This window comes from Metabacillus sp. KJ11-3 (assembly GCF_055808295.1).
In genome coordinates this window covers 353,079-366,149 of the sequence record NZ_JBVVRS010000004.1, presented here as the reverse complement: position 1 = coordinate 366,149, position 13,071 = coordinate 353,079, and the positions used below count along the sequence as shown (strand labels likewise).

The 13,071-nt window shown below is 34.3% G+C and carries 9 protein-coding genes; all 9 read left to right on the top strand.

Annotated features, from left to right (window positions below):
* Positions 1 to 516 precede the first annotated feature (516 nt).
* The gene (locus tag AC0L8O_RS28750) at positions 517 to 1,227 is read left to right on the top strand and encodes a cytochrome c biogenesis ResB family protein (RefSeq protein ID WP_251686062.1); all 711 of its coding nucleotides are present in this window, start codon (positions 517 to 519) and stop codon (positions 1,225 to 1,227) included.
* 11 nt (positions 1,228 to 1,238) lie between these two features.
* Positions 1,239 to 2,414: a c-type cytochrome biogenesis protein CcsB gene (gene ccsB, locus AC0L8O_RS28745; RefSeq protein ID WP_251686063.1), complete on the top strand. Its 1,176-nt coding sequence runs from the start codon at positions 1,239 to 1,241 to the stop codon at positions 2,412 to 2,414.
* Positions 2,415 to 2,521: 107 nt separating this feature from the next.
* On the top strand, positions 2,522 to 3,049 hold the full coding sequence (gene resA / locus AC0L8O_RS28740; protein ID WP_251686064.1) for a thiol-disulfide oxidoreductase ResA: 528 nt from the start codon (positions 2,522 to 2,524) through the stop codon (positions 3,047 to 3,049).
* 30 nt (positions 3,050 to 3,079) lie between these two features.
* The gene (locus AC0L8O_RS28735; RefSeq protein WP_251686065.1) at positions 3,080 to 3,787 is read left to right on the top strand and encodes a cytochrome c biogenesis CcdA family protein; all 708 of its coding nucleotides are present in this window, start codon (positions 3,080 to 3,082) and stop codon (positions 3,785 to 3,787) included.
* A 901-nt stretch (positions 3,788 to 4,688) separates the two neighbouring features.
* Positions 4,689 to 5,072: a hypothetical protein gene (locus tag AC0L8O_RS28730; RefSeq protein ID WP_251686066.1), complete on the top strand. Its 384-nt coding sequence runs from the start codon at positions 4,689 to 4,691 to the stop codon at positions 5,070 to 5,072.
* A gap of 72 nt (positions 5,073 to 5,144) precedes the next feature.
* Positions 5,145 to 5,489 (top strand): PrgI family mobile element protein, encoded by a 345-nt coding sequence (locus AC0L8O_RS28725; RefSeq protein WP_102231116.1) that lies wholly within the window; start codon positions 5,145 to 5,147, stop codon positions 5,487 to 5,489.
* A 3-nt stretch (positions 5,490 to 5,492) separates the two neighbouring features.
* Positions 5,493 to 6,395 (top strand): hypothetical protein, encoded by a 903-nt coding sequence (locus AC0L8O_RS28720; RefSeq protein ID WP_251686067.1) that lies wholly within the window; start codon positions 5,493 to 5,495, stop codon positions 6,393 to 6,395.
* Positions 6,361 to 8,445, top strand: a complete 2,085-nt coding sequence (locus AC0L8O_RS28715; protein WP_251686080.1) for a VirB4 family type IV secretion system protein — start codon at positions 6,361 to 6,363, stop codon at positions 8,443 to 8,445. Before AC0L8O_RS28720 ends, AC0L8O_RS28715 begins: the two co-directional genes overlap by 35 nt.
* 18 nt (positions 8,446 to 8,463) lie before the next feature.
* The gene (locus AC0L8O_RS28710) at positions 8,464 to 13,071 is read left to right on the top strand and encodes a hypothetical protein (protein ID WP_251686068.1); all 4,608 of its coding nucleotides are present in this window, start codon (positions 8,464 to 8,466) and stop codon (positions 13,069 to 13,071) included.

Sequence of the window (13,071 nt, the reverse complement as noted above, 5' to 3'; positions counted from 1 at the left end):
TCTCTTTATTTCTACGACTTTTTGAATAAAATAAGATATTAAATTAAAACATTCAATAACACATCTACATCTTTTTATCTTGAACTCAACAAGCTATTTGTACAGGTGTTTGTTTTTCGTCTATCATTTACATTTTTATAGGAGGTTATTTATGGTGAAGATAAGAAACGCTGTAATGTTTTTTACATTGCTAATTATTTCGGCAATATTGGCAGTTATCGGGATTTATTAGGTTGTTTATCAATGTGGTTGCCAATAAAGACACCTATGATGGTATTTATGATATTTTACAGAAAGCGAAACAAAAGCTGAAGAGAACCTTGATAACCAACTGGAGTTTATAATATCCAATCTGAAGAGGAAGCGCTATCAAATACGAGAAGAAAATGGTCATTTTCTAGCTGAAAAAAATCGATTTTCACGATTCAAAAAAATCAAGAAGATGAAGTTTTTGCAAATACTCTTTCACGAGTCGGAGATGGAAGTATCGTCAAAAACTTTCAAACAAACGTGACTTTGTATGAAAGAAAAGGTGAACTCGTTCATGGGGCAGAGCCTGAACTTGAAAAGATAAAAGATGAACAAATCAGAGTTAATTACCCATTAAAACCTGAAACCTCTTATAAATTAGATGAACTAAATAAGTTTAATTTTAGTTTAGTAGACAAAGAGACAGAAGAAAGCTTTGGCAAGATTACAGTTGTTTTGTTAGAGCCAAAAAAGGAGTATGATTTAGGCAATGGGTATAAAGTTGAAATTGTGACTTATTTGCCAAACTTCTATTTCAATAATGAAGGTGTACCTGATACAAAAAAACGAGTTCCCGATAATCCAGCATTTGTATTTAACATGATATCCCCAGAGAAACCAGAAGGTAAAAAAAGCTTTGTTGCCATTCAGAATACCATTGAACCAGATGGTGAGAATCAATTAAAGATGAAATTTGAAGGCGTAGAAACGAAAAACCTGTCAGCTCTTACAGTTCGGAAAGATCATACATTATGGTTTCTTGGATTAGGTGGAGCTATCTTCATGATTGGAGTTATTCAAGGAATGTATTGGAATCATAGGCGGATATGGATTAGACGTAATGGTGAAAACATATTAATTGCTGGACATACAAATAAAAATTGGTACGGTATTCGAAATGAAATAAACAGTATTTTAAAAGAGACCAATATTCAAGAACTAACTGATCAAACGAACGAGATAAGCAAAATGTCATAGGGGGGAAAGATGTGGTAGCTCTTAGCAGTAACTTACTATATGCAGCATTCTTACTATATTTAATTGCAACTTTTCTTTTTGGAGGAGCCATTCGAGATAGGAGAAAACAATACGAAAAGCCGAGCAAATGGGCGAAAGTCGCAATAACTGTCACCATTTTAGGTTTTGTTGCACATCTCGGTTATTTTGTCACTAGATGGTTTGCTTCTGGACATGCACCAGTAAGCAATATGTTCGAATTTATAACTGCATTTTCTATGATGTTTGTACTGGCATTTATCATCCTATACTTTTTATATAAGGTAGCTATTTTAGGCTTATTCACTTTACCGATTACATTATTAATTATTGCTTATGCAAGTATGTTTCCTACTGACATTTCTCCCTTAATACCTGCACTCCAAACGGATTGGCTTGCCATCCATGTAACCACAACAGCGCTGGGTTCAGCTATTTTAGCTAGTAGTTTCATAGCAGGGGTCATTTATTTATTGCATTCTGTTGATCAGACAAAGCGCTCAAAAGGTACTTTTTGGCTTGAAGTTGTCATGTATACGATTGTTGCAACACTTGCTTTTGTCGTAATAACAAGTGTTTTCAGAGGAATGGAGTATGAAGCAGTCTACAAATGGGTTGATAAAAATGAACAAGAGGTGGAGATGGTATATAATCTTCCTTCGATAGTAGGTCCAAACCAAGGAGAACTACTCACAAAAGGTAAAATGGAAGCTTTTTTTGAGGTACCTGCAATTATAGCAGCAGGAAAATTAAATACAGTCATCTGGTCTGCTGTAACAGGCTTATTATTTTACGGGATACTAAGGCTAATTTTAAGAAAAAGAATTTCTGCAGCTCTCCAGCCATTAACGAGAAACATTAAACTTGATTTAGTTGACGAAATTGGTTACAGATCCGTGGCAATTGGTTTTCCAATATTTACTTTGGGGGCGCTCATTTTTGCGATGATCTGGGCTCAAATTGCCTGGACGCGTTTTTGGGGATGGGATCCCAAGGAAGTATGGGCACTAATCACTTGGTTGTTTTATGCTGCGTATTTACATTTACGACTTTCTAAAGGATGGCACGGTGATAAATCAGCCTGGCTTGGAGTGATAGGTTTTGGAATTATTATATTTAACTTGATTTTCGTTAACCTTATCATCGCCGGTCTTCATTCTTACGCCTAATAGATAAACGTAAAAGGTTTAATTGTCAATAAATAATGTAATTGGTCACTATGTTGCTAATGTACTATGTAGATATTTACATTTAAAAGTTAAAAAGGAGAATTCGGATGAAAAATAAACGAACTAGAACTATTATTCGGTTAAGTCTTTTACTGATTATGATTTCAGCCATAGCCTACACTCTTTATCAGAATTTTTTTACTGAAAAAACTCGCGTTCAGGTAGGTGATCAAGCACCTGATTTTGTACTTGAAAATATGGAAGGAAATAAAGTTCAGCTATCTGATTTGAAAGGAAAAGGTGTTTTTCTAAATTTTTGGGGGACATGGTGTAAACCGTGCGAGAAGGAAATGCCTTATATGGAGAGACAGTATAATCACTTTAAAAATCTTGGCGTGGAAACATTGGCTGTTAATATTGCGGAAAGTGACGTTGCAATTGAATCTTTTGTCAATAAACATGACCTTACATTTACCATTCTAAAAGATAAAGATCGAGCTGTTACTGAAGCTTATGATATTACGCCAATTCCGACCACATTTTTAATTGATAAAAGTGGGAAAATAGTAAAAGTAATAACAGGAAGTATGACGGAAAGAGATATTGCAAACTATATGGAACTTATTAAACCTTAGGATTATAATGAACTGTAGGGTGGTATTTTTTTGGAACATCTGAATTTATTTCTTGCGTTTGGGGCAGGTTTTTTATCTTTTATATCTCCTTGTACATTACCTTTGTATCCTGCCTTTCTCTCTTATATTACAGGAGTATCCTTAAATGATCTCAAAAAAGAAAAAGGAATTTTCAAAAGAAAAGCGATGGTACATACCATCCTGTTTTTAGTTGGCTTTTCAATCATTTTTTTAGCATTGGGCCTATCTACTTCTTTTATTGGTACGTTTTTTTATGAATATCAGGATTTATTAAGGCAATTTGGTGCCATTATTATGGTATTCTTTGGTTTAGTTATTACCGGTGCACTAAGATTCAATTTCTTACTTTCTGATAAGAAAATTCAATTTCAAAAGAGACCTTCAGGTTACACCGGATCTATTATAATTGGTATGGGGTTTGCAGCTGGTTGGACGCCTTGTACCGGCCCTATCCTTGCAGGTGTCATTGCATTAGGTGTTACAGATCCAGGAAAAGGATTAATATACATGCTTTTCTATATTTTAGGTTTCTCAATACCTTTTCTAGTCATGTCATTATTTATCGATAAGATGCATTATTTAAAGAAAAGAAGTTCAACATTAATGTTAATTGGTGGCATTTTAATGATTGTCATGGGAGTGTTGTTGTATTTCAATATGATGACAAAAGTTATAGCCATCTTATCTAGCATTTTTGGAGGGTTTACTGGATTTTAATGTCCCTCTAACCATAAATACTACTTGGAATTGAAACATTTCACAATGATGTTTCCATAAACTAGTCTGTGAATTTTTCCTTTTCATTACTTGGAACAAAAACTTATGGATTTGTGAAAATTTAGTCGTGTACGGTGTTCCTTGTAGTGATGACTACATTAATTAGTCTGGTTTTATTAATTACCGTTTATATCATTCACTATTTTTCCCCTTATTGTGTTTATGTATTTGGTAATATCAAATAAATGTAAAATATAATGCAAATAGAGATGGTCATCCCTATCCTTTTTTATATCAACACATAGGCAATTAAAAAAGAGCTATAATAAGCATTTAAATTTGTTCCTGAAGTTATTCATGAAGATACTAAATTCGAACAGCTAAGTGAGAATTTCAGTCAGTTTCTATTAGCAGTTGAATGATATTAAAACAATGTATCGTATTATGCTTCATTTGATGAATTGATGGATCTTTTAGTCATTAGACATGCAAAATAAAAGCTGTAAACTATGCTAACTGTTAAAGAAGATTATGAGACAAAATTGTATCCTTAGATGAATACGGTCTAGCATTAGAACAGTTCATCATGATGGTTAATCAGATGAGAGAGAATATAGAGATATCTTTATAAATCACAAGGGATATAACATACTTAATGAGTAACTGAATAGATATTTAAAAGGTTTATCTCAAACCTGAAACTTTCATCCAGATTTCAATGAAATAGTAATTTAATAACTTATTGCATTTAATAATTTAGTATTATATAGTAGAAATAGATAATTTTCCAAAATGAATATGACGGGATACCCCCGAGAAGAACATGATAACAACGTAAATTCGTTGATTTTATCATGTACTCCTCGGGGTTTTTTGCGTTCCTCGAAGGGAGGTGAATGTGATGACTAGAATCAACCAAAAACACCTTACTGTTTTTGGATTTATGGCTGCATTCGCATTAATCTTATTTGTATTTTCTCCAGAGTTGGCAGCTGCGGCCACAAACTCTGATGCTTGGAGTAAAGCAGGAATTAGCCCGAATGGAAACATTAAAGATAATGGGGTATTTGATGATTTAAATACACTTGTATGGCTTGTTATGGCGGTTGGTGGTTTCTGGGTAATACTTTGGATTGTTATCGGAGGAATGCTTCTTTCAGGATCAAATGGTAACCCTCAAAGACGTACTGCTGGATTAGTATCATTAGCATGTAGTGCAGGTGGTGGATGGGTAATCTACAAGTGCTATGATATTGCAGGGTACATAGCTGGTTTCGGAGCATAAATAAAAAAATTATAAAAATTGCCCCTCTAAACATAGAGGGGTATATTTTTAGACCGAACAGAAGGTGAAATTATGAGTAGAAAAGTTACTGTACCAATAGATATGTCCTCTGAACAAAAAACGATTTTAGGATTAATTTCTAAACGACAACTTATCTACCTTATTGTTGGTGGAGCAATCCTCTATGCTTATTTACCGGTTATCTTCAATTTAATACCTAACATTATTGTTGCAACAATTGTTAGTTTAATATCCTCCTTCCCTGTAGTTATTGTTGTTGGAATATTAGGCTTCTATAAAGTCTCTAAATATCAGTTGAATTTTGATTTTTATTTATTACTGCGTTTTGGCCAAAAAACACAAATAGGTATATGGAGAAAAGGACCAAAACTATTAAAGAAGAAAAAGGAGGATTAGAGATTGAAAGATATATTAGTCTTTCTCTTGATGGGAATTGTAATCTACGTCGTATATAGGGTTGCAATGAAGGAACCAATTCTTCCCTGGAAAGAATCGACAAACAAAAAATCTAAATACAAAGTTAAATCCAAAAAGCAAAGTAAAAATATCGTACCGCTAGATAAAGAACCAGAAATATTTCAGGATCTCCTTAAAGATATTAAGGAAATTGCTAATCATATGATCCGACATCATGACGATACATTCGTGCTAATTTCCGAAGTAGATCCTGTTAATTATTTTTTACTTAGTGATGCAGAGCAAGAAGCAATTGATGTTGTATTTGAAAGATGGCTTGCACAAATCTCTTACAACGTAAAATTTTACTTTCAGAATCGTTACATAGATTTATATGAACCAATTGAATCAATGCAAAAAAACATGAATGAAGCAGATGACTTACATGAAAATGCTGCTCACTTTGGTAAATCACTAGTAGAGGAACTACAAAAATGGCAACAAATTGCTCCAAGATACGAAACAAAGCGTTACCTTATATTTGTTTACAAAGTAAGTGTCAATGACATTAAAGCAGAAGATGCTGACGAGTTAGAAATCAAGATTGTTGAAAAAGCATTTGCCGAATTATATCGCCGATTTAACACTGCTAAGAGTCAATTAAGGAAAGCAAGAATGGATGTTCAGCTTTTAACTGGTGAAGGTATTCTTGATGTTTTATATCACACATTCAATAGAAGAAAAGCTGTGAAAAATAGATTTAAAGATTTTGGTGTTATGGAGATGTTAGCTCAATATGTAACAGCAGATCAAGATGATACAAGGATTCAGTTAGTTAAGGAGGCGATTGATAGTGAGTTTGGTGAGCATGATGAGTCAGAAAGTGAAAAAGAGAAAGCTAGCTAAAGAAATTAAGAAGAAACAGGCGAATCAAGAAAATGAAGAACTACTTGAAGATATACAAGAAGAAGAGTTCGATGAAACAGTTCTTAATAAACCTAACATGTGGGATGTTATTGCTCCCGATGGAGTAAAAATAAGTGCAGAAGACCTCGGGATTATTAAACAGTCCCTTGGGACCAAAACATATTTCCGTCCTTTTTATTTTCCAAGAGATGGTTATCCTCGTAAAATGCAAACAAACTGGTTGTATTCCATAACATCTAGTGGAGAATCCGATGTTCAAGTTGATGTTCATAAATTAGGGAAAAATGATGCTATTAAATTACTTCAACGACAAACAACTATGCTTAAGTCTAATTTAACCTTTCAAAGAAAAAGAGGAAATATAGATCAGATTCATGACCTTGAAACCAAAATAGCTGATACTGAAATTCTAATGTCGGAAATCCAATTTTCGGAGAATGATCTATTTAACGTTAGTGTAACCGGGTTGCTTTATGGACAAAGTGAAAAAGAGTTAGATAGTTACAGTGAGATGGTTGAAGACGAAATGTCATCACAATTTTTCAAAATCGCTCCAACTTGGAGCCGTGTAAAAAAAGGATTTAAAACCGCTATACCAATAGGTAAAAATGAGTTGCCTGATACCTTTAGAAATATTGATAGAAGAGCACTTAGTACATTTTCACCATTTATAAGTGGAAGTGGAAAATATACTGGTGGTGTTCCATTAGGGATAAATAAAATTACTGGCCAACTTGAGTTTATAAATAGTTTTGGAAATGCAGAATACAGACCTCAGAACTACAATATGGGAATCACGGGTATTCCCGGGAGTGGGAAAAGCCTTGCAATGAAGTTGAAAATCGGAAGAGAAATGTCTGCCGGAAATGTCTGGGCATTCTGTATAGATCCTGAAGGAGAAAATAAAACGATAACCAAAAGGTTAGGAGGAATTAACTTAGATATTAGTGAAGAGGCTGAGATCTGTATTAACCCATGTGCGCTGAGTGCAACAGAAATAGAGTGGGAAGACGATGATGAAGAATTAGAGCTTCTTGAAGAACAAGATGAAAAAGAGATTATCAATAAAGATGGAAAAACATTTATCTCTTTTGTGCCGTTACGTGAAAAAACCAACGAACTTTTAGATTTCTTTGACATTATCGTTAGGGGGAAAAATATTCAAGGAGAAGGTCTTAATGTATTTGAACTTAACTACCTAGAAGAAGCAATAACGGGAGTCTTTTCTAAACTTGGGATATCCTCCCACCCATCATCACTTTATCAAGATGATGTTACTGAGATTGATGGAAGAATTATTCAGTCTAAAGTTCGTAAGCTAGAACCAACAATAAGTGATATATATAAATTTTTAATTGAAAAATACAGCGAAGAGCATAAAGCTGAGAGATTAATAGCTTCTATACGCCCCTTCCTTAAAGATGGTAGTAAACCCATTTTTGATGGTCAAACAAACTTTGGAAGAGGGATGGCACAATCATTATCACAGTCACGTTTAGTAAACTTCAATATTAAAGAATTGGAAGAAGGTCATTTAAGACCAATTGCATTTCACGTATTGCTTAATTATATTTGGGAGTATTTTGTGAAAAACTCTGAAAATGCACTAAAAAAGAAATATGTATACGTCGACGAGATGTGGCAATTCATCGATAATCCGCAGACTTGTAGTTTCTTAGAAAAACTTGCACGTCGAGCACGTAAGAGAAACGCGGGATTATGTTGGGCTACTCAAGACTTTGTACGTATTTTAGAAAATACACAAGCACGAGGAATCCTTTCTTCAACTTTCACGATTCTGTTTATGCAGCAAAACAAAATTGATTTAAAGAGAGTTAAAGAATCGTTCGACCTAAGTGATGGTGAACTAGATATTTTGTTCGGAAATCCTGATAAGGGTGAAGGAATCTTAAGGACTGGTAAGAGTTCGATTTGGTTACAAACTAACCCTAGTGAAGATGACTTAACTTTTATTGAATCTAACCAAGCGGTTCTTGATGAAATGTTAAAACGGAAAAAACTAGGTTAAGAGTAGGTGGTGAGATGATTGATTAACGACAAAATAGCTGAATTATTTATGAATCTCTTTCCTGATTTGTACTATTGGGTCGTCAAGCCTTTCTTAGAATTAAAGACTTTTAAAACTTTAATATATGGGAAAGATGACGAAGAATTCTTGGCATTTGGAATTTTTACTCTTGATGAAATGCAAAAAATATACCAACCAGGGATGAATGCCTTTGTCGCACTTTCTGTTACGTGTATATTAATCGGGATAGTATTGGCAGGAATGAAGATAACTTCTGTCGGATTAAACCCAGGCAATCGAGCATATATTATCGAATTTGTAAAAGATCTAGTTATTGTAGGAATTGTTTTCTTTAACTTATCAACTATATATACGGCTATTTTTGGAGTCAATTATATTTTTGTAGAATTATTTAGCGTCTCGCATGAACAAGCGTTAATTGAAGTTAAAGAAAGTGTCGAAGCACAAACAGATGTTTTAGGGCAAATTATAATCAACCTATGTTTATTAGGGTTATCAATTTGGGCTAACTTTTATTATATGATGCGGAAATTAACTATTATGATGTTTCTTATAATGGGACCACTAATGATTGCATTATATTTAATTCCTAAAACAAAAGGAATAACTATAGGTTGGCTAAAAGAACTAATAGGTACAGTTATGGTGCAATCTATCCATGCAGCTTTATATTGGATTGTAGCTTTAATGACTGTTACCCATACAGGTTTAGAAGGTGTTATTCTATACATCATTTTTATTCCGGTTGCAGAATCTATCAGAGGATTACTAGGATTAGGTGGACAAACTCAAAATGCCTTATCAAGAACTGGTGCCATGTTTGGTATGTCAGCAATTGCAGGCATGTACGGTGCTGTTAAAGGGGCAATGAGTGATAAATCCGTGGCAGGAGCTCTTCAAAATGCCTATAAAGGTGTTAAAGATGCTAAAGGTGGAAGTGGTTCAGATGATGGCGAAACTCCTGATAAATCAATTGGATCCAATTTAGGAACAGATACAGGTTCTACTAACTTAGGTGAAAAAATGCTAAAGGCTGGTGAAATAACTAGCAAGATGGGTAAAGCCACTTTCGGTATGGCTGGTGCGGTGGCTGGTTCTGTAATGGGTCCCGGAGGAAGTATGGCTCTCTCTAGCGCTGGTTTTATTGCCGGTGGAGTTGTTGGAGGTGTAACTGGACGTGCAGGTGCAGTTGGTGCAACACTTGGAGCAAAAGCCTTACAAAAAAGTTTGAATGGATTTAAAGAAGGCGGTAAAGATTTTAAAGATACTCTTAATGCAGAATCACTAGCTGATGAAAAACTCGCTGAAACTTTAGCTTCAGATAAAACAAGTGAATGGGAAAATACCAATAAAGATAAGTTCATGAAAGATATGAAACAGAAGTTTCCTGATGCTCATGAAGATTCTTTAAATAATATGTGGAATAAGGAAGTTGGTTCACAGAAACAAAGATTCCTTGATGAAGCAAGAGATAAGGTTGCGAATATTCGTAAAAATGATGGTTCGTTTGCTAAAGCTGACTCTTTACCAAATGCAGCTGCTGAAGGTTTAGCAAATAACTGGGCTAAAGAAAATAAAGAACAATTTAATAGAGATTACGATTCAAAATATCCTATTAAATCTGATATGACTGATGAAGAGATAGTCAATCGTAACTCTGCAAAAGCAAAAGATTGGGAAAACACAGTTTCGGATAAAAAGAGAGAATATGCAGAACTTGCAAATGAAACTGCAAAAGAAATGAGTAATGGTCTTGATCCAAGTTTAGCCTATATAAATAAAGATGATTTTGCTAAAAAAGTTGCTGACAAAGCACTGTTGGCTGACAAAGAATCATTTGTTAAAGAATATAAAGCAAAAAATGGTGATATGACAGACGAGCAAGTTGCAGCACAATTTGATAAGTACCATGGAGATATGAGAGGGAAATATTCAGATATAGCCAAAGGTGCAAGTGATACTACTAGTTCAGTTAATGCTCAAGAGTTGTCTACCAGAACTGCAGAGAATCTTTCTTCTCAATGGGAAAAAGATAATAAAGAAAAGTTCACAGATGCATATTTGAAGCAACATCCAAATGCAGACAACCAGACTGTTGAAGCAGCTTGGAATGATAGGCTCAACAAAAAGAGAAATTCATTTGAAAAATTAACAGACAAGGTTGCTCAGTCTTTGGTGAACGATGTAGATCTCAAATCTGCAAGTATTAATGAAGAAGCATTTGCTGAAGAATTAGGTGAACAGCTCTATAGTGATGAAAGAGCTCAATATGTTGCTGATAATAAAGGAACTCTAAGACAACAAGAATATGAACTCATGGCTCAAAAAGCAGTGAAACCAATTAAAGCAAATAATGCCCAAGAGTTAGCTTCGAAGACAGCCGATAATCTAACACAAGAATGGTCTGATTCTTTGAGTAACTATAGTCAGTTTTCAAAAGACTTTAAAAAACAGAATCCAGAAGCCACTCAAGGCGACGTAAAACTTGCCTTTAAAGAAGCAACAGAAAATAAACGAAATGAATTTTTTGAAATTGCTAAGAATGTCGCAGGTAGTATGACCAATGGTAAAGATCTCTTATTAACGGATATTAATTCAAATGAGTTTGCCCAAAAATTAGGGACACAATTACACAGTAAGGCAATTTCTGTACAGGGTAATAATAAAAATGAGGACATATTAGATTCTACTGATTTTTCAGAACATATGGCAAAAATAGATTTTGATCATCAAAACCGTCATAGACGACAAGATTTCTCTAACATGGCTAATAAAGCTGTGAATCCATCTAATAAGGCAAATGCACAACAATTAACATCCCAAGTTGCAGACAATTTCACAACTGATTGGGCAGGTGCGAATCAACAACAATTTACTACTGACTTTAAAGTTAATAATCCAAACGCTACGCGTAGAGAAGTAGAAGTTGCCTGGAATAATGCAGTAGATGAGAAGCGAAAAGAATTTGTTAATGTAGCTTCAAATGTTGCTCATAGTATGACTAATGGAAAAGCACTTAGTCAGTCTTCAATTAATAAAGATACTTTTGCAGATAATGTTGCTACTGATATATATAACAATGAAAAATCTCAATATATTGCAAAGCACAAATCAAATAATATGGATACTCAACAGATAGAAGTTGAGTTTAATAGACAACATGGTGGTCAAAGAGCGTACCTTCAACAAGCACAAGGTGCTATTAGGAATATTCAACCTGGAAAACTTTATAGCAGAGATAGTGTCAATACAGATTATTTAGCTACTCAGCTTGCTCATTTACAGACAGATAACCAAAAATCAGAATTTATTAAACAACAAGTATCAAATAATGTAAGTTCTGAGCTTGCACATCAAATGTGGGAACAGCAACAGCCTGACCAATATCAGAAAAACTTATCAAAATTTGCAAATGCTATACCCAAACATATACCGCTAGATAAGACAATTCATTCAAACAAAACAGTACAAGGTGCAGCAGCCATAGGGAATTTTGCTCTAACAAGTTTTGTTTCAGGTACAGGGATAAAGGATATTGGACATTTTGTTTCTGACACAAAAATAGGGAAAGTAGCAATTGCTGGAGCTTCAGGCACTGTTTTAGGTATGAAACAAGGTCTTAATTCAAATGGATCTTTACTAACTAAGGGTGTAAACATTGTAAAAGATAGTGCTACGAGAGGTTTTCAAGAGATAGCGACTTCTATTCAAGCAGAACATGTTCCCGAAAATCCCATCGAAAGACAAGCATCATTTAAAAACGCAATAGCATATACCGCAGGCATTGTTGGTGGCGTAAATGGTTATAAAAAAGGTGCAAGGGTTGGGATGAAGCTTAATCCATACAATAATTCAGTTCAAAACAAGATATCAGAAGTATCTGATATAGCACATCTAGCTCAGAAAGTGGATGATGGTCAAGGTAATATGGTCATTGCAAAAGGCGCAGTTCAATTAGTAACCGATAATAATAAATCCTACATCCAAGTTAAGGATCGTACTGGTCAAACTAAAGTTGTTTCTCGCTTAGGGTCAGGAGATAGTTCTATGAAAAAGGGTGAGGTTGTTTATCAAGATTTAACAATTCAAGATGGATCTTTACTTCAAGATTCAAACCCATATAAGTATGATAGTGGCGGTGCAAAAGTACAGACTAATAGACCATTAAATATAAACCCTACAAAGCTATTAGTTAACAACAACACTCCTAAAACACCAAGAGTTGTACAAGAAATACAGGCTTTTAATCAAAAAGTAGATAGTGGCCAGTATCATACTGAAGAAGTTATAAAAGATACTCAAAATAAAAAAATAAAAATGGTTATCCAAAGGGATCGTAGCTATATGGTATCTGTTGATGAAAGTGGGGAAGCTCATCGAATTTCACCATATGGTTTGGGGGACGCACGATTAGATCAAGAACAAGAACGGGAAATTACTTGTTCTATTAGAAATAGAAGAATTGTTAAAGATTCTAGCGTTGATGATGATTTCACTACATCTCTAGAACCGACAGATTTAATCCCTATTAAGCAAAATAAACGTCTTCAACAACGCAAAGAATTTGAAAAAATTCGTTATAAAAAAGTAGGAGGCACATCATAA

Bases quoted from the DNA above. Each gene is read 5' to 3' on its own strand.
- resA (WP_251686064.1), top strand. From the start codon at position 2,522: ATGAAAAATAAACGAACTAGAACTATTATTCGGTTAAGTCTTTTACTG.
- AC0L8O_RS28730 (WP_251686066.1), top strand. From the start codon at position 4,689: ATGACTAGAATCAACCAAAAACACCTTACTGTTTTTGGATTTATGGCT.
- AC0L8O_RS28725 (WP_102231116.1), top strand. From the start codon at position 5,145: ATGAGTAGAAAAGTTACTGTACCAATAGATATGTCCTCTGAACAAAAA.
- AC0L8O_RS28715 (WP_251686080.1), top strand. From the start codon at position 6,361: ATGAGTCAGAAAGTGAAAAAGAGAAAGCTAGCTAAAGAAATTAAGAAG.